This is a genomic window from Chitinophaga sp. G7 BAM 1005 (assembly GCF_057126945.1).
Map to the genome: position 1 here is coordinate 5,828,291 of NZ_CP181478.1, position 24,180 is coordinate 5,852,470.

The following is a 24,180-nucleotide window of genomic DNA, read 5'->3' on the forward strand; positions in this document are numbered from 1 at the left end:
TGCGGATAAACAAGCGCAAGAAAAAACCCACCGCAACTTACGTTACAGTGGGTAAAATCTATTGAATATTGTCAGTGACTATTGTCCGGTGTTGCCCAACCAGGATTCGAACCTAGACAAACAGAACCAAAATCTGTCGTACTACCATTATACTATTAGGCATTATTCTATGGGGATGCAAATGTAGTTTTTTTATCAAAGAAAACAACTACATAAAAGAATTTATCTTTTCTTCCTGATAGACAATGCCGCGATACTCACTGCTATAGCATCTTCCAGTCCACCTACCGCTGCATCTCTTACATGTAGTTTCCTGCCGGCAGCTTTGCGTAAATAGAAGAATGCATATGCCGCAGCCACCGCTGCCACCCCGCCAATCACCGCTCCTTTCCAGGCTTTCTCACCTTTTGCCTGGTATAAAGTGGCGCCTGCCAATGCTCCGGAAAGCGCCCGGCCGGTAATACCGGCAGCGGCTATACGATTTCCGATATTGGGTGCTTTATCAACTACCAGCTCGCCTGCGGCCATCGTTTGTAAATAGCGGGAAGTACCTTGCTTTTGCATAAAGCCTAAAGGTGACTTACGTAGTTTGTCCGAAGGTTGCTGGCTAACAAAATAACTGGCGAAAGCGGGGCCCATTGCGCTGCGCATCCCGGTAACAACGCCCAGGCCAATAGCCCGGCAAATAGTAGGTATCATAGCTTTTTTCATGCAGCAGCAGCCGCAATCATTGTGCCATCCATGCCGCTTTGCTTCTGTTCGCTGCAGCATGGATGGCCAATCACACTATCGTGCCGATAACCGCTGATGATCTTTCTCCAGCTGCGCTTTCAGCTGCTCATAATCCACCTCCTGCACCGCTTTGTTCCCGTTAATGGCCAGCACCGCTGCCGTGGCGGCACTCTGTCCCAGGATCATAAACACCGGCTCCATCCGGATAGAACCATAGGCGATATGTGAAGCCGACAGGCATACCGGTACCAGCAGGTTGCTGCACTCTGTTCGTTGCGGAAGTATGGACCCGTAAGACACCTGGTAAGGCTCCTTAATATCCACACCGATGTCGCCTTCATTCTGCACGTACCCGTCTTTTTTCACATAACGTTGTGCATTATGCGCATCCAGGGTATAAGACCCCATGCCTATAGACTGTGGTACTGCGCTTTCTCCAAGCACCGATTGTTGTGTCATAACATGCACGCCTTTCATACGCCGCGCTTCGCGTACATACAACTGGTGTGGCCAGTTATGATGATCGCGGAACTCATCGGCCGATAAGCCCCAGGTTTGCATGCGGCGCTGGATAGCAGCCGGCACGCGGGCGTCGTTCGCAAGGAAATATAATAGTCCCTGCTGATACACTTCATGCTCATGGATGATCTCCTTCCTGCGCTCATACGTGGCCTCCGGATAATCGTAGTTCATACCGATGTTGTCAAAACTAAAAGGGCCATGATTGTTCACATCCGTTTTATGATTGGGGATGGGATCAAACTTATTGAACACTTCATTCCAGCCGCTGTCCAGCACACGGGTGAGTAATTCATACTGCGTGGGATCATATCCTTCCGGCTTCGGAAAAGGAATGCGGTTGGCAGGTTTATCGGTAAGGCACATACGAAAGCAATATGCCTGGATCTTTTTATCCGCCGCTCCTTTTTCTCCGGGATCTTCTCCTGAAACACGCGGCAGCAATCCACTTTTCGCATCACCGGCAATGCGGTACGGACTGATGTTCTGTTTGAAATGATGGCCGTGGTGTAAAACGCCTGTTTGTGCGCCGTTCCAGCTTTCGCCATAAGTGGCCACTGCTTCGCGGCCTACGGTATAGCTTACGCCTGCAGCCGCCATCAGATCGCCTTCATAGGTGGCATCAATGAATACTTTGCCGCTATAGGTTTGTCCGCTGAGGGTAGTAATAGCCACTATCTTTCCGCCTTCCTTTTTTACGCCCTGCTTGCGGTCGAGCCACTCGTTGCGGTAAATTTTTATGTTATTCTCCCGGATATAATCTTCAAATACCTGCTCTGCTACATGCGGTTCAAAGATCCACATAGTGCGCTCCGCGCCATCCATCGCCGGCGTACCCTGACCTTTATTGCCATACTCCGCCTGCTGTTGCCAGTTCCAGGCGGCAGGTTGCTGGTAGTGCAGCCAGATGCGGTGATAAAAGTCACGGGCCAGGCCACCTATTACCGATTTGTTGCCGGTATCGGTAAACCCTAGTCCGCCGGCAGAAAGGCCGCCAACATGTTTATCCGGCGATACCACGATCACCGTTTTGCCCATTTTATGCGCTTGTACCGCGGCCACAATTGCCGCAGAAGTGCCGCCATAAATAATTACATCTGCCTTATTTACCGGCGCGCCGGCGCGGATAAATAAATAAGGGATCACCAGGATCGTTGCTAACAGGACTAATTTTCTCATGCTGTCAATAATTTTTTTAAGATATGCGGGATAACTTTTTCCGTTTGTTCCTCCATCACCAAAGGTGATACTGTCGCCGAAACAAACCACCCTGTTGTGAGGAAGAATAATCAATGCCATCCGGCGTGGTCATTAAGAAACCGGCTGGATGAACAGTCAACAAACAGCTGCCATGACATACAAGTTTTTCACGTGGAATGTTTCGTTCAGCTGGCAAATGATCATACTGCCTGCCCAATATACAACCCCACGACCAGATATCCAATCTATCAAAATTATCAAGGAACAAAAAATAAAACATCAGATGTTTAATTAAACATCATACCTTTGTGTTGTAAATGAAGATTTATGGAGCAAACATCCAAACTATCGGACCGCGTTATCAACGCCATCCAGAAAGATATCTCCCAGGGAAAATATAAGCCCGGTCAGAAAATACCCGCAGAACCCGAGCTGATGGTGCAATACGCCGTAGGCCGCTCTACCGTCCGCGAAGCCATTAAAACGCTTGCTATGATGGGTATCCTGCGCGTGCAACAGGGCGCGGGCACCTTTGTTAATGAAACCATTCAGGCGGAATCGCTGGACCAGCGGCTCAGGCGCGCCGACTTCGAGGAAATTAACCAGGTAAGGCGCATGCTGGACTATGAAATTGTGAAACTGGCCGCAGAAAACCATACCAAAGAAGATCTCCACCAGCTGAAAGCCTTGCTGGAACAACGCAAAAAAGCCATCCTGGAACAACAGTATCAGCAATGCGTGGATGCCGATATCGCCTTTCACACCGCTATTGCAAAAGCCTCCGGCAATAATGTACTGGCCGATCTCTTCCGCAGCTTCACTGCCGTAATCCGCGACTTCTTCGCCAAACGCGATACACAAAGTATCAGCCACTTTGCGATCAGTCACCACCTGCATGAACAATTGTATAAAGCCATCAAAAGCGGTAACGCTAAATTATCCCGGCAGGTAATGGAAGACATACTGGACAATAACTATTAAATATCAACAGATGAATATCCTGATCTTTAGCTTAATACTGCTGGCAGGCGCTTATGTGGCCGGGCTCCTGGGCTCTCTCACCGGTTTAGGTGGCGGCGTGATACTGATTCCATTGCTCACACTTGTATTTCATGTAGATATCCGCTATGCCATCGGGGTGGCCCTGCTGGCCTCTATTGCCAATTCTTCCGGCGCCGCCACGGCGTATATAAAAGAAGGTATTACCAATATCCGGCTGGGCATGTTCCTGGAAATAGCCACCACCGCAGGCGCCGTAGGAGGTGCGCTACTGGCCATATTTACACCGGTAAACACTATTGCCATCCTGCTTGGTGTGGTGCTGATATTTTCCGCCGCTATGACCATTCGGAAAAAGCATGAACATGCGGAACAAACAGGCAGTAAATTGTCTTATCTCTTAAAATTAAACAGCAGCTATCCAACACCCACCGGGGAAGTGAGTTACAAACTCAAAAACGTAGCCGGCGGATTCGGCATCATGCTGATAGCAGGGATATTATCGGGTTTGCTGGGGATCGGGTCGGGCGCGCTAAAAGTATTGGCAATGGATAGCACCATGCGCATCCCTTTCAAAGTAAGTACCACTACCAGCAATTTTATGATTGGCGTTACTGCCGCAGCCAGTGCAGTCGTGTACCTTCAAAGAGGCTACATCGATCCCGGCATGGCCTTCCCGGTAGTATTGGGCGTGTTGGGCGGAGCCTTTACCGGCGCGCGTTTGCTCACCTACATCAATGCCCGCACATTACGGATCATCTTCTGTGCAGCCATCACTTTTGTGGCGTTGGAAATGATCTATAACGGATTAAATCACCAGTTCTAATTACTGTGTCATGAATATATTTAAGAAAATACTCGGCGACCGCGATATCGAATTACTCATCGGCAAACAACTGAGGACCGGGGTGGTCACTGCCAGCTGTATTGCCCTGCTGGGAGGCATCTTTTACCTGGTGCAACAAGGCGCGGCCAGTGTACCGGATTATTCACAATTTAAAGGAGAAGGAGCGGAATACACTTCTTTCCGCGGTATCTTTCACGGTGTAGCCACCGGCAGCGCCACCGAATTCATACAACTGGGCGTGCTGGTATTACTGGCCACACCTATCCTCCGCATCTTCTTTTCCCTGCTGGCTTTCGCACTGGAAAAAGACAGGCTGTACGTGTTTATCACTGCGCTGGTGCTGGGGATTATTTTATTCAGTATGTCCGGCGGACTAAAAATATAATACTACTCTTCTCTCAGCCGTTCGTCTGTATAGGTAATGGCGGTTCTGCCGTGGGGAACAGGCTTCCCTTGTTCATCCACACTTACAAACACCATTTTGTCAACGGTAAGAATAGTTTTTTGTGTGATCTTGTTCCGCACCTGGCAGGTGAGCGTGAGTGAAGTTCTGCCGAAGTGGGTGGCTTTAATGCCCAGTTCCACGATATCGCCCTGGCGGGCAGAATTGATAAAATTGATTTCAGACATGTACTTGGTTACACAGCGATTGGTACCTAACTGAATGATGGAATAAATAGCTGCTTCTTCATCGATCCAACGCAGCAAACTGCCGCCAAATAAAGTGCCGTGTGCATTCAGATCCTCCGGCTTTACCCATTTCCGTGTATAAAAATTCATGACCCGTACAATTTTGAAGGCAAAGCTATTTCATTCTCCGATACGATGCACAACTTTTCCTGATACCATCGTCAGTTGTACGGCAATGTTCCCGTCGAAAATAACAATATCGGCATCCTTTCCCGCTGCCAGTGTACCTTTCCGGTCATCCACACCCATGATACGCGCGGGGGTATAACTCATCATCCGCACGGCTTCTGCCACCGGCACACCTGCCAGCTCCACCATGTTTCTCACGAGGCGGTCTGCCGTAGCAACGCTGCCCGCAAATGCGCTCCCATCGGGTAGTTTGGCAACACCCTCTTCCACAATTACCTCCAACCCTCCTTTCAGCGGCCCCAGTATACTTTTACCGGGAGGCATGCCCGCTGCCCGCATGGCATCGGTGATCAGCGCGATCCTGCCGGCTCCCTTTATTTTATAGATCAGTTTCAGCAACGACGCCGGCAGGTGCGCGCCATCGGCAATTACTTCAGCATCTATTTCATCAATGAGGTAAACGCTCTCCACTACACCTGCATAGCGATACAGGTTACGGCGCGTTACGCCCGACATGGCGGAATAAAAATGTGTGGCCAGCGTATAGCCACATTCCACTGCCTGTACCACTTCTTCATAAACAGCATCCGTGTGGGCAATAGCCGGTAAAACACCTTTACTCCGCAGGTAATTACCCATTTCCAGCGCACCGGGTAATTCTGGCGCTACACTCCAGCGGGAAATGTGCTCACTGTAATCCAGTATTTCCCGGTATTCGGCCGGGTCGGGGTTACGGATATAGCGCGGGTCCTGCGCGCCGCGCTGGTTCATGGCGAAATAGGGCCCTTCGAGGTGCATGCCCAGGAAAGAAGCCCCGTTATGCGGCAACGCCACCGCCTGACGATAAATATCCAGCGTATGCAAAAGATCCGCTTTCTCTGCGGTTAAAGTAGTAGGCACCATTGCGGTAGTGCCATATCGTGCATGCGTTTCCGTTATACAGTGAAAAGCGTTTACGGTGCCATCCATAAAATCGTGGCCACCGCCGCCATGTATATGCAGGTCGATGAAGCCGGGGGCAACGTAATTCCCCCCGGCATCTATTACCTTATCTGCGTGACCAGGAATGGTTCCTTCTCCCACTGCTGCAATCCGGCCCTCTTTGATCAGCACACTCCCGGAGGTGATTACCCGGAACGGCGTGATCAGGCGGCCATTGATAATTTTAATCGTTTCGGGCATATATTAAACTGTTTTCTGCGCTGGCTGCAGCTTTGCGGCAGATGCTTCATCCAGGTAAAACACACAATCTGCGTGCGTTTGTAGAATACTGGCGGGAAACAAATTGCTCACAGACTGCTCCAGGCTGTCTTTTACGGCCTGCGCCTTTCGCTCGCCGGGCACCGAACAGATAATATGTTTCGATAGCAGGATCTGGTGTACCGACATACTGATGGCCTGCAAAGGCACTTCTGTAACGGCGCTGAACCAGCCTTCATTCATTTGTTGCTGCCGGCAGGCGGCGTCGAGGTTCACTACAAGATACGGTTTCGTGGTGTTAAAATCTGCCGGGGGATCATTAAACGCGAGATGACCATTCTCTCCTATGCCCACCAAAGCCACATCCACAGGATGCGCCTGTATGAGCGCGGAAATGCGGCTGCATTCTGCTTCAGGATCGCCTTCCCCGCTGATCAGGCACACCGACTGCAGCGGCGCTACCTTGTCGAGAAAACGTTCTCTCAGGTACTTCCGGAAACTGGCCGGATGCGTTACCGGCAGGCCAATATATTCATCGAGGTGGAACATGTTCACTTTTCCCCAGTCAATATCGCTGGCGATCAGTTGCCGGATTGTTTCAAACTGACTTGTACCGGTAGCCAGTATAATATTGGCGCTACCTTTTTCTGCTATAGCGGCCTTAATCAATACCACTGCAGCATTTCCGGCTGCAGTGCCCAATGTTTGCGGGTCTTTGGATCGGATGATTTTCATTGCACTTATATTTTTTCAGGAGATGATTACTTTTTGCTTTTTACCCCGGTGGTACCGCCCTGCTGCAGGGAGATGTCTACCGGCTTGTTATGCTGCCAGGCGCCGTTGGTAAAATCTGGGATGTCGATGGAATTAGAGCGGTTGGCCACTGACCATTCACTCAGCGGGCCTATAGCGCTCCATGCGGCTGCATCGTATACGTCGATGTCTACGGGTAAACCGTTGCGTAAACAATCAATCAGGCGCCAGTCCATTAAAAAGTCCATACCACCGTGGCCTCCTACCTGTTTAGCCATCTCACCCAACTTCTTAGTAATGGCAGGCGTATACTTTTCTTCCAGCTGCTTAAACTCGTCCGCACTCACCCACCCTTCATGACTTAAGGAAATCCTCGGCCCCAGCGGGTATTTCTGCGCAGTGGCTTTTGTGCCGCTTACCAGGTGCAGGCGGGAATACACCCGTGGGGAACTCACATCGTGCTGCAACATAATAGTGCGGCCTTTGCGGGTGCGGATAGTAGTGGTGTTCATGTTCCCACGGAAATGTGCATTCACATAAGGTTTGTAAAAGTCATCCGTGGCCGCCAGCTCCACCGCCTTTTTATGTAGCAGAAAATCATTGCTTTGCATGGATACCAGGTATTCCATACTATCGCCACGATTCACATCCAGCACCTGGCACACGGGGCCCAGGCCATGCGTGGGATACAGGTTTCCATTGCGGTGCGCATTTTGCTTGAGCCGCCACACATCGTAACGTTTGTTCTTATCAAAAAGACTCTCAAAAATATCATGAATGTAAGCGCCCTCGCAATGCACCAGTTCTCCGAAAACCCCCTGCCGGGCCATATTCAGCGTAAGTAGTTCAAAAAAATCGTAGCAGCAGTTTTCCAACAGTACGCAATGCTTTTTTGTTTTCTCGGATGTTTCCACCAGCTGCCAGCATTCATCGATCGTAACAGCCGCCGGAATTTCCGTGGCCACGTGCTTACCATGCAACATAGCGTATACGGCAATAGGCGTGTGCAGATCCCACGGCGTAGCAATGTACACCAGGTCAATATCATCACGTTCGCACAATTGCTTCCACGCATCTGCCGATCCCGTGTATTCGTGCGGGTGATAACCGGCATCTTTAATTCTTTCTTTGGTAGCGGTAATCATTTCCGGCCTGATATCACACAATGCTTTTACCTCCACGCCCTGCAAATAGGTGATGCGCTGAACTGCAGCAGCGCCGCGGTTACCAAGACCAATATAACCTATGCGTACCGTATCAATTTTCGGCGCCGCATAACCGCTCATATTAAACTGCTGACGGTATTTCCTGCCCGCCTGTTTCCGGATCTGATCCAGTGCTTTTCCCTGTTTTTCCTGCGCAATAGCATAGCCGGGCATTAGTGTACTACCACCAATTCCAATGCCCGCTATTCCTATTAATTTTAAAAAATCTCTGCGTTGATTTATCATAAAGATATATTTTCTATGTTACTGAAAAATGCTTTGTCCAGGCTGTTTACAGCGTTTTCTTAACAGGGAAAATTCCTCCTGTTGCGCGTGCAACGCGGCTCCAATCACCGGCCGGCCAGACATGGTAACCGGCATCTTAAACACAATGTCCTTTCCGCTCAGCGCTGCCGCCAGCGAAATATCCCCCCACTGCAGTAAACCCGGCACATGTATAGCCATACTGAAATAGTCGATGCCCATGCGTTCATCAAAACGGTAACTCAACGGGCTGCCGTTCAGTGTTACCTCTGCTGCTGTTCCGTTCAGTGCTGCAAAAAACAAGGAGGCCACGCCAGCCTCCCTGCTACCGTTAAGCACTATACGAACATCACCATTTACTATTTTCAAATAATCTGTAATAATCCGCAGATCACTTACCCATCTGCCATGTACGGTGGTACCCAGCCATAAAGCAGCACGCGCCAGGGTGTGATAAGGCGGCTGGCTGCCATCTGTAGCAGTGGCGGATACAGAGCTTTGCTCGCCACATCCCCATAAGTCTGCCAGCACGATGCCATTACCGGCCTCCGTTAATTCCGTGATCAATGCCGCAGGAATACTGTCTTTTCCACCCGGATGGGTTACCACTACATAACCTTTCTCTTTGCTGCGCGATGCGCGCAACAGCAAAGGAATCAGCGAACCATCTGTTGTTTCCAGCGCGATACGCTCCCATCCGTCCTGTGGCGAATACCGGTGCGCTTCTTTCAGTCTCCTGTTTTCGTTTACCCGTAGCAGTTGTTTCAGTGCTTTTCTCTTCTCATCAATGTTGATATTTTCTCCGAGTAATGTTTGATGAAGCAGTTGCCCCTGCCGGCTGCACCATTCGGCAGTAGTGGTCACGCTGCTGTCGCGGTGCCCGTTTGGAAAAGTGAGCAGCTGTGCAGCGGGTAGCAAATTAAAAGCCGGTTCCTTTTTGGGCGCACCGGTACCAATATGTTTCAGCTGCAAATCCATCCAGCCAATCATGGTTTCCCTTATTTCAGGCCAGTAGCCATGCACGGTGTTAAACAACTGGTAACTGAGTTTATCGCCGGCATGCAACAACTCATATATGGGTGCGGCCTGTTTGTAACTGCGCAACATTTCCGAGGGATAAAACGACTTACTGGCATCATTCAGCGCATTACAGATCTTCAAGGCGCGGGGCGCCACCATTGCCAGTACCCCGGATTCTTCCATATAGGTAAGTCCGTCCGGTACCAGTTCACATACACAATTGCTGTTCATGATGTAAGATTCAAAAGTACCTACACTTACCACCGGTACGGCCGCTTTAATGCGTTCGTCTATTGCCGCCAGCCACATGGTTTGATTCCCGCCGCCGCTGGCGCCGGTGGCGCCTATGCGCTCTTTGTCCACTTCCGGTAAACTGCCAAGCAGGTCTACTCCCCGCATGTTGTCGGTGAGCTGCATCCCGAGTAAGGTATTGCCTGTATTCATCAGGGAAGCGCCCAGGTTGGCGCCGTGGTATTCTGCCACGCCTTCGGTGGAGGTTCTTTCACCGGCGCCCCACGCATCAATATTTAAACACACGTAACCATTTAATGCGAGGCTATGCGCCGTGGCCTGTACCATTTCCCCTATGCGGGCATCCTTCCAGTGGCCGTGCATGTTGATCACCGCCGGGAAAGGTCCTTTGCCATCAGGAATGTATAAGTTGGCGGTAGCAAATACACCGGGTCTTGTCTGGAACAGGATGTTACGTATATGGTATCCCGTTAGTTGTGTACGCCCGGTTTCCCTTACCTGTAATGGCAGGTTGTGGTCCTCCACGGCGCCGGTCGACTGCAGAATGGCGGTCTTCAGTTGCCGGCGCCGTTGTGTCCATTCCAGCTCCGTTGCAGGCAGCACCTGCGCCTGAAACGCAGTAGCCGCCTGCTGCTTCAGCTGTTGCCGGATAATATCCGTCCGCTCTCCGGAGAAAACTTTTGGCAACGGCTCCTGCGGAGCGTAGAATAGTGAGGACAACACCATGAAAAAGGATACTAACGCTTTCAAGTATAATTGTGTTTAATGATCAGATCAATCTACATCCCACCACAGGCGGGTGGCTGCATTATCAGGTCCTCCCAGCAGCTGGATACCTTTCTTCAGCTCTTCACCGTTGTTCACCGCTTCGGAAGAAGGATAAGGCAACCGCTTGATAAAAGTACCGGCCGGCAAATCAGGGTTATCCGATTTCACTACCGGGTACATCACAGGGAAACCGCTGCGGCGGTATTCCGCCCAGGCTTCCAGCCCGTCGGGGTAAATAGCCAGCCATTTCTGCGTGCCTATCTGCTGACGTTGTATATTTACCGCTGTACCAAATTTAACTGGTATATTGGCTACCGCCGCAGAATTTTCCACATCGCCGGAAGCTACCGGCACCGCGGTGGAATTCGTATAGGCGTTGATAACAGCCGCGTCCTTCACGCCCCAGTTTTCCATGCTCACCGCAATGCCTTTATCATACAGATCTTTAGCCGATCCATCCATGTTCCAGCCATTCAATGCGCCTTCTGCCCGCAGGAAATAGGCTTCTGCCGCCATCATCACATGTTTGGACGCCTCCAGCGCAGGCAGCCAGGAGAGATTCAGCGGATTATATGTAGCCCAGTAAGTCCCCGCATTGGAAGTTTGTGATGCCTGGTTCAATGGATTATTCAGCGACACTGCCGGTGATCCGTTGCGCACGCCGCGGAAAGTACCGCCGTTTACCGCAGGCTGGTAAAAAGCTCCTATCCTAGGATCATTGTAGCCTTTCATATAAGAAGTCATGGTAGCGCTCATGCTGAATTCATTATAGGAAGCCACCCTTGCCAGCCCGTTGCCATCGCCGCCATTCAGCGATTTTTTCATCATGGCAGTATGTGCTACTGCCGTCATTACACCACTTGTTACAGCGGCTTCAGCCTCCTGTTTGGCGCGGTCGGGCTGTACTTTTGAAATACGCAGTGCCAGCCGCAAACGCAGCGTATTGGCGAAACGGATCCACTGTTGCACATCTCCGGCGTATATCAGGTCGTTGGCGCCAAAGATATTGGTGGCGCTGGTTGCTTCCAGGTTCTTTACGGCATGGTCCAGTCTTTTGAAGAAGTCGTCATAAATTTTATCCTGCGCATCATAAGGTATAACATCCTGGGCTTTCCCGGCATCAAAATAAGCTACCGGACCAAAATAATCCGTCAGGTGATGAAAAGCATATACCCACATGATTTCCGCGAGCGCATATTCGCCGGAGGTTTCTTCCGTATTCTCAAAAATGGTGCGCAGCTGTGGCACGGTTTGTACATAGGCAATGATGCCGGGGCGCGGCAACCAGCCATCGTTGATCACATAACGATCGGTTTGAAAGCTGTTGGTGTTCAGCGCAAAATATTGTGCATATAAGTCGGCATACAGGTTTTGTACAGTCTGGTAATATCCCTGGTTGATCCCGGCAGATGATTCTGCCTTTGAAAACATAAATGGTAATTCTCCCTTACCTACCCCTGTCAACCCGCTTGGGTCCACATTCATGGAATCGAAATTTTTTGTACAGCTGCCCAGCATCAACGCCAGCGGAAGTATATATTTTAATTGCTTGTTCATGGCTGTGTGTTTTTTGTTGACTAAAAGGATACATTCAGGTTCAGGCCAAAGCTGCGTACAGCCGGCGGCAAACCGGCTTCTATGCCCTGGTAGTTACTGGTACCCAGTGCGGATTCCGGATCTACCGGCAAAGTACGTTTACCCATGCCTGGTATATCCAGCACAGATTTACCACGGTACAGGAAAAACAGGTTACGTGCCGTTAAAGAAAGCCTGGCACGTTTTACCAGCTTCTGATCAAAATCGAAATCATACCCAAAGGATAATTCCCTCAACCGGAAATTGGTGGCGCTGAAAGCAAAGAATTGCCCCCATGCATCACGGCCGCCCTGTGATACTTTTGTCCAGAAATCTTCTGCGTCGATAGCCGTAGTATTAGTACTTCCGTCTGCCAGCACACCAGGCAATACCAGTCCGCCATCCCTGTATCGGGTGGTGTAATCGGCTACGCCGTAAGAAGCCAGCAGCGCATCAGTACCGGATATAACAATACCGCCTACACGCCCGTCGATCAGGAACGACATACTGAATTTTTTATACTGGAACTGGTTGTTCCACCCCAGTGTGAAGTCGGGATTAAAATTGCCGAGGTATTGATTCTGTGCTACCACCGGAAGGCCATCGGTACCTACGAGGTATTGTCCTGTTTTCGGATCTTTCTGCCATGCATACCCATACATATCTCCATACTTACCTCCTACTCTTGCCTGCACCGTAGCGAAATTGGTGGCGGAAGAAAGACCGATCTGGTCCACACCATCTTTCAGGTACAGCACCTTGTTGCTGTTGGTGGCGAAATTCACGCTGGTGTTCCAGTTGAAATCCTTGCGCTGAACGGGCGTGCCTGTCAGCATAATTTCAAGACCTTTATTCTGTATATTACCTGCGTTGATATACTGGTCGTCGAAACCACTGGCCTGTGGCAGCCCAACATTCAGCAGCTGGTTAATAGTATTGTTTTTATACACCGTAGCATCCAGCCCCAGGCGGCCATTGAGGAACTTCCATTCCAATCCCACTTCCCATGATTTTGTTTGTTCGGGCTTCAGGTTATAAATGGATTTGGTATTATCTCTCGACACAAAACCACCGCCAGCGCCTACGCTATAGTAATAAGCCTGTAACAGCATGTAAGGATCTGCATCATTACCCACTTGTGTATAAGCGGCACGCACCTTACCAAACGTAACCCAGGAAGGCATCTTCAGCATATCAGATATTACGGCCGACAATCCCACAGAAGGATAAAAATAGCTGTACGGGCTTGGTAACGTGGAAGACCAGTCGTTACGCGCACTTATATCTAAATATAAATACTGTCTGAAATCCAGCTGGGCATTACCATACACGGATTGTATTTCTTTCTGTACCGTGGTATTGGTAGTGGCCGGTGCAGAAGCAAACATGAGATTAAAATGGTTAGGAATACTTAGCCCGTTGGCCAGCGCCTGTGAATTATATCCCTTGCTCGTAAGGATGCTTCCGCCTACATTATAATTCACATGGAAATCGCCGGATAATTTATTGCTGCCGGATAATAACAGGTCCATGTTACGTTCCCAGTGATTTACATACGCCTCCAGGTAACGGCCGCCGGGCTGCACGGGGAAAGCTACGGTACCGTTATAATAGGATGCGGTGATTTTGTCGTCATAACGGTCAAGGCTATACCGCCCTTGTAAACTGAGCCAATCGGTAAGCCGGTATTTGGCCGATCCCATCAGCATAATACGATTACGCGATTCATCCACGCTATTGCGGTATACGTCCCAGTAAGGGTTCTGGAAGGTGGTGGAATTGGTCCAGTAAATGGGGTAAGGCTGGCCCGTAGCATCAGTGCCTTCAAAATGGCTCAACGAATCCTTGCTGAGGTCGCGGGGCATCAGGTAGGCTTCATTGGCCACTCCCTGATCACCCAGGCGTGGCTTGTTTTTAATATCCTGGCTGATGTAAGTTAGTTTTACATCCGTTGTTAAGCGGGGCAATATTTCGGCGGCTACCCGGAGGTTCAGTGTATTTCTTTCCAGTCTGTTTTTAGGAATAATACCACTGATGGCATTATTGGTGTAAGATGCATAGCCACGCAGTTTGTCGTTACCGCCGGAAATATCGATGGAATTGTTCACGGCTGTTCCCGTGTTAAAAAAGCTTCTCACATTATCGGAATAGGTTTGTGCCGGGGCTCCCCAGCTGGCGGGGGCGCGGGTACCGGCTTGTCCTTTGCTGCCGCTGCCATAGGTGTTCTGGAATTTCATCAGCATATTAGGCTGGTCCAGCGATACGCCGCCGTTATAATTTACGGCAAGCTTACCGCTTTTACCACTTTTGGTGGTGATGATGATAGCGCCGTTGGCAGCACGGCTACCATACAACGCCGCGGCGGCCGGGCCTTTCAGCACGTTAATGGATTCCACATCCTGCGGATTTACGCTGGCTGCGCCATCACTGCCGGAGTAACCACTGCTGATACTTTTAGGCTGTGTGGAAATAGTGTTGGCAGAACCGCCGCCGTTTTTTTCGGTCGACATAGTATTGTCTATCGGCACGCCATCTACTACAATCAGCGCGTTATTATTACCGCTGATCGACCGGTTGCCGCGCAATACAACTCTTACTGCACCGCCGGGGCCGGAAGCCGCCGGCGTAATCACTGCGCCCGCCACTTTACCGCTCAGCGTATTCATAATATTAGCGCCGGGATCTTTCACCGTGTTGATGGCGGCATTATCCAGTTGTTGCGTGGCATAGCCCAGGGATCGGGTTTTACGCTCAATACCCAATGCGGTTACTACCACTTCATTTAAGCCCGTGGCGCTTTGTTGCAACACCACATCGATAGTTGTTTGTGCAGATACAGGGATTTCTTTTTTATCATATCCTACATAGGTAAATACCAGCATAGCGCCGGCGGCTGCGGAAATGGCATACTTTCCTTCCGCATCCGTACTCACGCCGCGCATGGTACCTTTTACGCTTACACTTACGCCGGGAAGCGGCGATTTGGAAGCAGCGTCGCGTACTACGCCCTTCAGGGATAATTGATCTTGTGCGGATAGCTGCCAGGGCAAGGCAATTAGCATGATTAGGAAATACAGATGTAGCTTTTGGCCAATACAGCTTCTCATTCACTATGAATTTTATGGTGATCCTGGTTGGTAATTGTGAACCTAAAATACACCCGATGATTCCTTTCTTTGGAAAATTCACCGAGAACGTTACCGATTGATTTATTATATTTAAGTATTCCAACCACACCTGTAAGAAGAATGCGCCGACACTATGCTACCATAAAAGACATTGCTCATGCATTAAATATCTCTGTATCCACCGTTTCAAGGGCTTTGAGAGATACGTATGACGTAAGTGCAGATACCCGTAAACTGGTGCTGGAAATGGCTGCCAAATTGAATTACAAGCCAAACTTCAATGCCACCGGCCTGGTAAAAAACAGTACGCACAACCTGGCGGTAATACTGCCGGGTATTACCAATTATTATTTCTCCACTGTATTCACCGGCATCCAGGAAATCGCCTACAGTCATAATTATAATATCATCCTGTATGTAACGAACGATGATGCCGCCCGTGAATTAAATATCATCAGGAACCTTTCTTTCAGCAGCCTGGATGGCCTGCTGGTATCGGTTTCCTCACAGGCGGATTCCTGCGATCATTTCCAGGAAATCATCGACGACGGTATTCCTGTGGTATTTTTCGACCGCGTGGCGGCCGGTATCCGTACCTCCAAAGTAATGCAGGACGACTACAACGGCGCTTTTGAAGCTACCTCACATCTTATTGCCAACGGCTATAAAAAAATAGCGCACATAGCAGGGCCGGAAGGGCTCACATTCACCACCAGCCGCCTCAATGGCTACCTGGATGCGTTGCGGAAACATGGAATGCCTATCCGCAAAAAATGGATCATCCATTCCGGGTTTACGCAGGAATGCGGCCAAAATGACCTCGAAAAATTATGGAAGCTGAATGATAAACCGGACGCGGTTTTTGCGGTAAACGACCGTAAGGCGGTGGGCGCCATCGTTAGGCTGAAGAAGAAGAATATTGCGGTAGGGAAAGAAGTGGGCGTGATCGGTTTTACCAACGACCCGATGTCTGCTATCATCTCCCCATCCCTTTCCACCATCGCAGAACCAGCCTTTGAAATAGGAAAGAAAAGCTGCCAGCTGCTGCTGAACCATATTAAGAAAAAGAATTTTATCCCCGAAGAAATTATCCTGCCCGGAAAACTAATTATCCGGGAAAGCACTATACGTTCATAGTCGTATACCCTTTCCCGTTATTATTTTTTTTTGGAAGATGATTACCTTATTTTTCCTTTGCGGGCATTTCAGCCTCATTATGCAGCTTTACCGGTTTCTCTGAACGCGATCTTACCTTGAGATTCAATACCTCGATAAATACGGAGAATGCCATCGCAAAATAAATATAGCCTTTAGGAATATGCTGGTCGAAGCTTTCTGCTATCAGCGAAACGCCGATCAGTAACAGGAAGGACAATGCCAGCATTTTCACAGTAGGATGACTGTTCACAAAATGGCTGATAGATTCGGATGCCAGTAACATAACGCCCACGGATACCACTACCGCCGCAATCATGATCTCCACATGATCAGACATTCCTACGGCCGTGATCACCGAATCCAGCGAAAACACAATATCCAGTAACAGGATCTGCACAATCACCTGCCCAAACTTCATGGGTTTGGCACTGCCGGCCGTATGTTCGTCTCCTTCCAGTTTCTCGTGGATCTCCGCAGTACTTTTATAAATAAGGAATAAACCTCCTACCAGTAAAATAAGGTCCCGACCAGAAATGGCCAGTTTCCCCAGCCATTCAGCGTTCTGCATGCCAATCCATTCGCCCATATTAAAAAGCGGCTTTGTCAGCGACATAATCCAGCTGATAGACAGCAGCAATAAAATACGCACAAACATAGCAAGTCCCAGCCCCAGGCGACGGGCCTTCTTTTGTTTATTCTCCGGCAGTTTCCCTGCCAGGATAGAAATAAACACAATGTTGTCGATCCCCAACACGATCTCCAGTGCGGTTAGCGTTAACAGGCTTATCAGCGAGTCAACGGTAAGCAGGTGTTCCATAAATTGACAGTTATATAGGTTATGTATGTGCAAACCCGAATATACTTCCTTTTTTGATAGTGATGAAATCTGCTAAACCCATGCTAAAAACATTTGTTGTAAATTACAGGAATATACACTGATCAGCACTTCTCCCCTCCTGCTTGTTTTCTGTATCACAACACCGTTTTCTGATTAAAATAATAATATGAAAAAAGATGAATGGCATATAGTGCGCTTTGCTTCGCGCGGTAACAACAGCTTTATAGAATCTGCTAAGGCTGCAGTACAGGATTACTTTTCTGCTAACAACATCTCTGTGTATGCCAACAGGGAAATGTGGATTAAAACAATTGTAATGCTTGCATTATATTTTGTACCCTATACCTTGATGGTGGTGGGCCTAGGCGCCGGAAACGTGTGGCTGTACCTCGGCCTGTGGCTGCTCACCGGCCTGGGCGTTACAGGCATCGGTGCTTCCATTATGCATGATGCCAACCACGGCTCCTTCTCTCCAAAAAAGAGCATTAATGACATGATGGGCCATATCCTGGAAATCATCGGCGGATATGCGCCTACCTGGAAAATACAGCACAACGTACTCCACCACACCTATACCAACGTAACAGGTTTGGATGAAGACATTGACAGTATTAAATACCTGCGTTTCTCTCCCAATCAGCCACGCCAGTGGTACCACCGCTACCAGCATATGTATGCATGGGGCTTTTACATGCTCATGACCCTTTTCTGGATGACAGCGAAAGATTACCTGCAGGTATTACGCTATAAAAGTCATGGCCTGCTCTCAAAACAAAAAGTAACGTTAAAACAGGCCATGTTCAGGATCTCCCTGTTCAAAGTGTTTTACTATGGATATATCCTCGTATTGCCGTTAATATTCTCCGGGATGCCCTGGTATTGGGTACTGGCAGGATTCTTCGTCATGCATTTCACCGCAGGATTATTGCTGGCCTGTATCTTTCAGCCGGCGCATGTTATAAGCTCCTCCGGATACGCCACCCCGGATGCCGACAGGAAAATGAAAGACAGCTGGGCCGTACACGAAATGGAAAATACCACCAACTACGCACCGCGCAGCCGTGTACTATCCTGGTTTATCGGCGGATTAAATTACCAGATAGAACATCACCTGTTTTCCGGCATCTGCCACGTACACTACCGGAAACTGGCGCCTATTGTCAGAGAACAGGCGGCGGCCTTTAACATACCTTACCAGGTTCAACCAACCTTTATACGCGCCCTGTGGGAACATGCCCGCATGCTCAAAAAACTTGGCCGCAAATAAAATAAACAGGGGAGCCCCGCAACCGGTACTCCCCTGTTTATTTTACGCGCTGGTTTCCGTGAGTTTGTGGATACCGAATCGATGTTCCTGGAAATCTTTGAAAATTTTAAGAAGATGAAAATAATCCCCTGATCTATGCTTTCTCCAAGGTGAAATTCACCGCAGCCGTGAGGCGCTTCATGGCAATAGCCAGCTGGTTTTCCACCGTTTTAACCGAGAGGTTTAGAATGGTGGCTACCTCTTTATAACGGAGGTCATATTGCTTTACAAGGATGTATACCATTTTGCATTTCGGAGGAAGTTGTTCAATGGTATACTCCATTTTGCGGATCATCTCCGCAGAAATCATCAGTTGTTCCGGATCGCTTTCAAAGGCAATTTCCAGTTTATCTTCTTCTGCAAAAACTACCTGCCGGGAGCTGGCCTGTTTACGCATATGATCAATCGCCTTATTTTTCGCTACCACAAACAGGTATACCTGCGGATTTTTTATGTCCGTCAGTGATTGCCTTTTTTGCCAGCAATGCATAAAAACATCGTTCGTTATTTCTTCTGCTACCTCTTTACTACGGGTAAGCGAAAAAGAAAAACGCAACAGCCTGATGAAAAAATGATGATAGAAAGCTTTGAAGGCCGCCTGATCATTGTTCACCGTGATGTTTTTAAATAATTCATTGATTGTACACTGATCCATCCCTTTTAAGCCACTGATATTGGTTGCAATAATATATAACGCAGATTACGCTAAAGTTAACAAAATAAATTATCCCCTAATTTATTTTTAGCATAGTGTTTTTTTGGCGCAAACTGGTGGTATCTGCACAGATTCCGGGAAAAGAAAAAATTTACCGGCGGCTTTGGGGGTTTTTCATTTTCTTTTCGTCCTTCTGATATAACACGGATAAAAATAAATGATCGAGCGCAACCGGGTAAATATATTGATGGCCAGGAAAGTATCCGGAGAGGCCACCACAGAAGAGCTGAAAGAACTGGAAATGCTGTTGATGCAATTTCCGGAGCTGCAGTATGCTTTTACCATTATCGGGGAGATCAGTTCCGTGAACAGTGCCAACGGATTTTCCCCCGCAGAAGAAGAGCAGCTGGCCAGCGAAGGAATGGACCGCATCAACCTGTTCCTCCAGCAGGAACAGGACCTGCCTCCCGCCAAACGGTTGATCCCCTGGCGTATGATCAGCGGCATTGCCGCCGGCATCGCTATACTCATCACCGCGTACACCCTGTGGCCGGTTATGCCGCACAAACAGGCTTTCCGGAATGAAGTGGTTACCAAAACCGGCTCCAAAACCAGCGTGGTACTACCGGATGGCACCAGCGTAATACTTAATGCCTGCAGCCGTCTACAGTACGACGCCACCCACTTTCTGAACGGCGAACGGGAGGTGACTCTTACCGGTGAAGCCTACTTTGATGTAAAGCATGATCCCGCGCATCCGTTCACCATCCAGTCCGGCAATGTAAATATCCGGGTGCTGGGAACTGTATTCAATGTAAAAGCCTACACAGAAGATGCCACCGTGGAAACAACGTTGCTCAGTGGAAAAGTGGAAGTGGATTTCCCGGATAATGATCATGGCGGAACCAGGAAAACCGTACAGCTGCAACCGGAACAAAAATTAATCATCGGCATAAAAGAAAATAAACAAATAGCTGTAAACAGAAAAACCAACTTTAGCATCATACCCGTAAAAACAATGGCTGTTGCCGGCAACCATACCATAGCGGAAAAACCAGCCACCGCCTGGGTTAACGACCGCTTCGACTTTGACAATGTAACGTTTGAACAACTATCGCACGACCTCGAACGCTGGTTCAACGTAACCCTGCGTTTTAAAAATGATAAATACAAACACGAAGTATTTACAGGCGCATTCCGGAAACAAAGTATTGAAGATGTATTGCAGGCATTACAACTGATGTCGGGCTTTCATTACGAGGTGAACACGAAAGAAAATGTTATTTACATATGGTAAAACACAACATCCAAACGTCGTCTATGGCTTGATAATCCACTGATTTTTTTATTGCAGACAGCAAATAAAAAAAGGGAAATGCAGCAACATTCCCCCTTTTAAAATGCTGGCTAAACAATGTAAACCGATTTCCTTACGATCTGGTAACGGCTCATTATTTAACCTAACGAAACAAATTTATGAAAAAAAGCTATTGGTGGCCTTCCCATATTCCCCAGCGGAATATGAGGAAACTATTATTGCGTATGAAACTAACCTCCGTATTGCTTTGTGCCGGGTTCTTACAACTAAGCGCACATGGGTTTTCACAAGAACGGATCAGTGTTAATTATAACAATATTAACATTGGTAAGCTGCTGACTGTCATAGGACAGAAAAGCGACTATACTTTCCTGTACAAAAATGCCAGCATCCCCGACCGGAAAATCTCGATCTCCATGAAAGACGCTCTGGTGGCAGAGATCATGGATAAGGCGCTCGCGGGCACCTCGTTGGGATATAAGATCCTGAAAGATAACCTGGTGGTAGTCCTGGAAGCAGGTGAAACCGTACAGAATGCTCATATAAGAGGACGGGTAACCGATGAAGCCGGCAACCCGCTGATTGGCGTTACCGTGCTGGTAAAAGGTACCACCCAGGGCGCTAAAACAGATAACGATGGCCGCTTCACCCTGGAAGTACCCGAAAACGCCACCGTGGAATTCACCTATGTTGGCTATGAAGCCCAGCAGATGAAAGCACGCGACGGCGTCACCTTCAACATCGCCATGAAAGCCAATTCCAGCGGCCTCAATGAAGTAGTGGTAGTAGGTTACGGCAAACAGAAAAGGGCTAATCTCAGCGGCGCCGTAGACGCGATTTCAGGCAAAGAACTGGAAAGCCGCCCCATCGCCAATATCGGTAACGGCCTGCAGGGACTATTACCCAACCTGAATATCACCAATGACAACGGCCGCGTATCTTCCGCACCAAAATTCAACCTGCGTGGTATGACCTCCATCAACGGCGGCGATCCCTTCATCCTGGTAGATAACATCCCTTTCACCAATGAAGAAGTATCGCGCCTCAACCCCGCCGATGTGGAAAGCGTAACCACCCTGAAAGATGCCGCCTCCGCCGCCATCTATGGCGCCCGCGCCGCCTTCGGGGTAGTGCTCATTACTACCAAGTCGGGTAAAGACGGCCGCCTCCTGATGAATGCCAACGCCAACTATGCTGTACGCACATTAGGACTGGTACCAAAAATCATTACAGACCCACTCACCACCATGCAATACAAGCATGATGCCGCCACACCACTGTATGATCTGTACCCCGCCGCCGACAGGGCCTATGCAGAAAAACTGGCCAACGATCCTTCTTTGCCAAGAGTGATCGTAAGCCCCACCGATAAAACAAAATATGCCTATTACGGTTCCACCGACTGGCTCCACGAAGTATACCAGAAAACAGCACCCGCGTATAATGCCAACTTCAACATTTCCCGCGGAGATGAAAAACTGAACTACTACTTCTCCGGAGATTATTACAAACAGGATGGTATGCTCCGCTATAACCCCGACCAATACACACGCTATAACATGCGTGCAAAAGCTACCTATACCATCAACGACCGCGTGAAGATTGGTAGCAACACCATGTATACCAACACCACTTACTCACAACCCGCCAATACCGTTGATTACTTATTTTTCCATAATGCCAACCGCACCCCTTCTCTAGCTGTGCCCCGCAACCCGGATGGCACCTGGACTTCAGACGGCGCTGCATTACTGGGTACCCTGCAGAATGGCGGCCGCTCCGCAGATACCTGGAGCGAATTTATGACCACCCTCAATGCAGAAATAAACCTGGTCAAAAACGTATGGACCCTGAAAGGAGATGCTACCTACCGCCGCGGAAATAATGTAGGTAAATCCTATACACTGCCGGTTCCCTACAGCAACGGGCCGGATCAGCCTACCCAATATACCAACGGTAACCAGTCGTCCGCCAACAACAGCACCAATGAACTGAAGTATAATGTGTATAACATTTACACCGACTTCCACAAAACATTCAATAAAAAACACGCCGTTGGTGCACTCGCAGGGTTCAACCAGGAATATCACTATACTAATATATTCAATGTAAACAGGCAGGGGCTTATCAGCACACAATACCCCACCCCGCAACTGGCTACCGGCAATATCACGGAAAAGCAAACCATCGAAGACTGGGCCGTAAGAGGTATTTTCTATCGTCTTAATTATACCTACGATGATAAATATATTGTAGAAGTAAATGGCCGTAACGACGGATCATCACGCTTCCGCGCCGATAACCGCTGGGGCTTCTTCCCATCTGCTTCCGCTGCATGGGTGATCTCCAAAGAGAAATTCTTCAGCGGCATTAAAGGCATCGACCTCCTGAAACTCCGCGGCTCCTACGGTTCCCTGGGCGATCAGCAATGGAAAGCCTATGGATACATGCCACTCATGTCGGCCGGTAACATCAACTCCGTATTAAATGGTCAGCTGCCCATCGGCGTATATGCACCAACACCCGTTACCTCCACCTACACCTGGCAGTCGGTGAAAACCGTTAACGGCGGTATCGACTTCAGCATGCTGAAAGAGAGATTATTCTTCAGCTACGACCGCTACACCCGCTACACCAATGGCATGTTCGCCAAAAGCCAGGAACTGCCCAACGTATACGGCGCACCGGCTCCAAGAACCAATTCTGCCGACCTGAAAACACGCGGATGGGAAATGACCCTCTACTGGCGTGATCAGTTTAAAATCGGTAACAACGACTTCGGATACGGCGTAAAATTACTGGTAGCCGACAGCCGCTCCTTTATTACCCGCTTCACCAATCCTACCGGTACACTCGCCAACTACGACGCCGGTTCACTGGAAAACCGCAACTACTACCAGGGCCAGGAAATAGGTGATATCTGGGGCCTCGTTACAGAAGGATTTTTCCAGAATGAAGACGAACTGAAATCACATGCCAAACAATCTAAAGTAGGTTCCGACGACCAACAGTACCAGTTCTATGTAGGCGATCTGAAATTTAAAGATCTGAATGGCGACGGCTCAGTTGACTATGGCGATAACACCATCAGCAACCCCGGCGACAGGAAAATCATCGGTAACAATATGCCGCGCTTTCCTTACAGCATCGACCTCACTGCCTCCTATAAAGGTTTCGATTTCCGCGCACTCATCCAGGGTATCGGAAAAAGAGACTGGTACCCCAATGCAGGTAACCACTACTTCTGGGGCGTATATTCACAACCGTGGACAAACGTACAGGTACACAACCTTGATCGCTGGACTCCCGAAACACCCAATGGTTACTTCCCGCGCCTGAAATCATATATCGCGGAAGATGCCACCGAACTGGGCGCGCCGCAAACCAGGTACCTGCAAAATGCAGCGTATACCCGTCTCAAAAATGTTTCTATTGGCTATACCATTCCAAAGTCCATCACAGAGAAGTACAAGATCCTCCGCTTCCGTGTTTATTTCAGTGCGGAAAATATCTTTACCATCTCCCACCTGAAAGCGAATATCGATCCCGAAGGACTGGACGGTTCTGTATATCCTTACCAGAAAACATACTCGTTCGGATTAAACCTGAACTTTTAATTAATTC

18 protein-coding genes and 1 tRNA gene are annotated in these 24,180 nt (G+C 48.9%); 7 read left to right on the top strand and 12 right to left on the bottom strand.

Annotated elements, in window-relative coordinates:
- Positions 1–91 precede the first annotated feature (91 nt).
- From ACMXI2_RS23205 to ACMXI2_RS23215, 3 genes are all read right to left on the bottom strand, one after another.
- Positions 92–162, bottom strand: a tRNA-Gln gene (locus ACMXI2_RS23205).
- Between the two features lie 60 nt (positions 163–222).
- Complete coding sequence (locus ACMXI2_RS23210; RefSeq protein ID WP_483778434.1) at positions 223–699, bottom strand: hypothetical protein; 477 nt, start codon at positions 697–699, stop codon at positions 223–225.
- An 87-nt stretch (positions 700–786) separates the two neighbouring features.
- Positions 787–2,430: an FAD-dependent oxidoreductase gene (locus tag ACMXI2_RS23215; protein WP_483778435.1), complete on the bottom strand. Its 1,644-nt coding sequence runs from the start codon at positions 2,428–2,430 to the stop codon at positions 787–789.
- 348 nt (positions 2,431–2,778) lie between these two features.
- On the opposite strand from ACMXI2_RS23215, the gene ACMXI2_RS23220 reads away from it, so the two are divergent.
- Genes ACMXI2_RS23220 through ACMXI2_RS23230 form a run of 3 tightly spaced genes read left to right on the top strand, consistent with a single transcriptional unit; the run spans position 2,779 to position 4,682 of the window.
- Complete coding sequence (locus tag ACMXI2_RS23220) at positions 2,779–3,432, top strand: FadR/GntR family transcriptional regulator (RefSeq protein ID WP_483778436.1); 654 nt, start codon at positions 2,779–2,781, stop codon at positions 3,430–3,432.
- A 10-nt stretch (positions 3,433–3,442) separates the two neighbouring features.
- Positions 3,443–4,276, top strand: coding sequence for a sulfite exporter TauE/SafE family protein (locus ACMXI2_RS23225; RefSeq protein ID WP_483778437.1), 834 nt, complete (start codon positions 3,443–3,445; stop codon positions 4,274–4,276).
- 10 nt (positions 4,277–4,286) lie between these two features.
- Positions 4,287–4,682, top strand: coding sequence for a DUF1634 domain-containing protein (locus ACMXI2_RS23230; RefSeq protein WP_483778438.1), 396 nt, complete (start codon positions 4,287–4,289; stop codon positions 4,680–4,682).
- A 2-nt stretch (positions 4,683–4,684) separates the two neighbouring features.
- Here the strand turns inward: ACMXI2_RS23230 and ACMXI2_RS23235 are convergent, their stop codons facing one another.
- From ACMXI2_RS23235 to ACMXI2_RS23265, 7 genes are read right to left on the bottom strand one after another with little or no spacing between them, the layout of a single operon-like run.
- Entirely contained in the window at positions 4,685–5,077 is a 393-nt protein-coding gene (locus tag ACMXI2_RS23235; protein WP_079470631.1) for an acyl-CoA thioesterase, read from the bottom strand.
- 30 nt (positions 5,078–5,107) lie between these two features.
- Complete coding sequence (gene nagA / locus ACMXI2_RS23240; protein ID WP_483778439.1) at positions 5,108–6,298, bottom strand: N-acetylglucosamine-6-phosphate deacetylase; 1,191 nt, start codon at positions 6,296–6,298, stop codon at positions 5,108–5,110.
- Between the two features lie 3 nt (positions 6,299–6,301).
- Complete coding sequence (locus tag ACMXI2_RS23245; protein WP_483778440.1) at positions 6,302–7,051, bottom strand: glucosamine-6-phosphate deaminase; 750 nt, start codon at positions 7,049–7,051, stop codon at positions 6,302–6,304.
- A 26-nt stretch (positions 7,052–7,077) separates the two neighbouring features.
- Positions 7,078–8,520: a Gfo/Idh/MocA family protein gene (locus tag ACMXI2_RS23250; protein WP_483778441.1), complete on the bottom strand. Its 1,443-nt coding sequence runs from the start codon at positions 8,518–8,520 to the stop codon at positions 7,078–7,080.
- Positions 8,521–8,538: 18 nt separating this feature from the next.
- A complete protein-coding gene (locus ACMXI2_RS23255) occupies positions 8,539–10,560 on the bottom strand; it encodes an alpha/beta hydrolase family protein (protein WP_483778442.1) in 2,022 nt (673 codons plus the stop codon).
- 24 nt (positions 10,561–10,584) lie between these two features.
- Entirely contained in the window at positions 10,585–12,135 is a 1,551-nt protein-coding gene (locus tag ACMXI2_RS23260; RefSeq protein ID WP_483778443.1) for a SusD/RagB family nutrient-binding outer membrane lipoprotein, read from the bottom strand.
- A gap of 20 nt (positions 12,136–12,155) precedes the next feature.
- Positions 12,156–15,215, bottom strand: coding sequence for a SusC/RagA family TonB-linked outer membrane protein (locus tag ACMXI2_RS23265; protein ID WP_483778444.1), 3,060 nt, complete (start codon positions 15,213–15,215; stop codon positions 12,156–12,158).
- Positions 15,216–15,401: 186 nt separating this feature from the next.
- Here ACMXI2_RS23265 and ACMXI2_RS23270 point away from each other — a divergent pair, with 186 nt between their 5' ends.
- Positions 15,402–16,418: a LacI family DNA-binding transcriptional regulator gene (locus tag ACMXI2_RS23270; protein WP_483778445.1), complete on the top strand. Its 1,017-nt coding sequence runs from the start codon at positions 15,402–15,404 to the stop codon at positions 16,416–16,418.
- Between the two features lie 46 nt (positions 16,419–16,464).
- Here the strand turns inward: ACMXI2_RS23270 and ACMXI2_RS23275 are convergent, their stop codons facing one another.
- Positions 16,465–17,256 (bottom strand): TerC family protein, encoded by a 792-nt coding sequence (locus tag ACMXI2_RS23275; protein WP_483778446.1) that lies wholly within the window; start codon positions 17,254–17,256, stop codon positions 16,465–16,467.
- Between the two features lie 187 nt (positions 17,257–17,443).
- Between ACMXI2_RS23275 and ACMXI2_RS23280 the strand changes: the two genes are divergently transcribed.
- Entirely contained in the window at positions 17,444–18,544 is a 1,101-nt protein-coding gene (locus ACMXI2_RS23280) for a fatty acid desaturase family protein (RefSeq protein ID WP_483778447.1), read from the top strand.
- A 133-nt stretch (positions 18,545–18,677) separates the two neighbouring features.
- Here the strand turns inward: ACMXI2_RS23280 and ACMXI2_RS23285 are convergent, their stop codons facing one another.
- Positions 18,678–19,238: an RNA polymerase sigma-70 factor gene (locus ACMXI2_RS23285; protein ID WP_483778448.1), complete on the bottom strand. Its 561-nt coding sequence runs from the start codon at positions 19,236–19,238 to the stop codon at positions 18,678–18,680.
- A 217-nt stretch (positions 19,239–19,455) separates the two neighbouring features.
- Here ACMXI2_RS23285 and ACMXI2_RS23290 point away from each other — a divergent pair, with 217 nt between their 5' ends.
- Both ACMXI2_RS23290 and ACMXI2_RS23295 read left to right on the top strand, forming a co-directional pair.
- A complete protein-coding gene (locus tag ACMXI2_RS23290) occupies positions 19,456–20,535 on the top strand; it encodes a FecR family protein (RefSeq protein ID WP_483778449.1) in 1,080 nt (359 codons plus the stop codon).
- 245 nt (positions 20,536–20,780) lie between these two features.
- Positions 20,781–24,173 (top strand): SusC/RagA family TonB-linked outer membrane protein, encoded by a 3,393-nt coding sequence (locus ACMXI2_RS23295; protein WP_483778450.1) that lies wholly within the window; start codon positions 20,781–20,783, stop codon positions 24,171–24,173.
- The last annotated feature ends 7 nt before the right edge of the window (positions 24,174–24,180 follow it).

Coding starts and splice junctions, on each gene's coding strand:
- ACMXI2_RS23220 (WP_483778436.1), top strand. CDS start 2,779: ATGGAGCAAACATCCAAACTATCGGACCGCGTTATCAACGCCATCCAG.
- ACMXI2_RS23280 (WP_483778447.1), top strand. CDS start 17,444: ATGAAAAAAGATGAATGGCATATAGTGCGCTTTGCTTCGCGCGGTAAC.
- ACMXI2_RS23225 (WP_483778437.1), top strand. CDS start 3,443: ATGAATATCCTGATCTTTAGCTTAATACTGCTGGCAGGCGCTTATGTG.
- ACMXI2_RS23235 (WP_079470631.1), bottom strand. CDS start 5,077: ATGAATTTTTATACACGGAAATGGGTAAAGCCGGAGGATCTGAATGCA.
- ACMXI2_RS23285 (WP_483778448.1), bottom strand. CDS start 19,238: ATGGATCAGTGTACAATCAATGAATTATTTAAAAACATCACGGTGAAC.
- ACMXI2_RS23295 (WP_483778450.1), top strand. CDS start 20,781: ATGAAACTAACCTCCGTATTGCTTTGTGCCGGGTTCTTACAACTAAGC.
- ACMXI2_RS23270 (WP_483778445.1), top strand. CDS start 15,402: ATGCGCCGACACTATGCTACCATAAAAGACATTGCTCATGCATTAAAT.
- ACMXI2_RS23265 (WP_483778444.1), bottom strand. CDS start 15,215: ATGCTAATTGCCTTGCCCTGGCAGCTATCCGCACAAGATCAATTATCC.
- ACMXI2_RS23230 (WP_483778438.1), top strand. CDS start 4,287: ATGAATATATTTAAGAAAATACTCGGCGACCGCGATATCGAATTACTC.
- ACMXI2_RS23215 (WP_483778435.1), bottom strand. CDS start 2,430: ATGAGAAAATTAGTCCTGTTAGCAACGATCCTGGTGATCCCTTATTTA.
- ACMXI2_RS23260 (WP_483778443.1), bottom strand. CDS start 12,135: ATGAACAAGCAATTAAAATATATACTTCCGCTGGCGTTGATGCTGGGC.
- nagA (WP_483778439.1), bottom strand. CDS start 6,298: ATGCCCGAAACGATTAAAATTATCAATGGCCGCCTGATCACGCCGTTC.
- ACMXI2_RS23275 (WP_483778446.1), bottom strand. CDS start 17,256: ATGGAACACCTGCTTACCGTTGACTCGCTGATAAGCCTGTTAACGCTA.
- ACMXI2_RS23210 (WP_483778434.1), bottom strand. CDS start 699: ATGATACCTACTATTTGCCGGGCTATTGGCCTGGGCGTTGTTACCGGG.
- ACMXI2_RS23245 (WP_483778440.1), bottom strand. CDS start 7,051: ATGAAAATCATCCGATCCAAAGACCCGCAAACATTGGGCACTGCAGCC.
- ACMXI2_RS23250 (WP_483778441.1), bottom strand. CDS start 8,520: ATGATAAATCAACGCAGAGATTTTTTAAAATTAATAGGAATAGCGGGC.
- ACMXI2_RS23290 (WP_483778449.1), top strand. CDS start 19,456: ATGATCGAGCGCAACCGGGTAAATATATTGATGGCCAGGAAAGTATCC.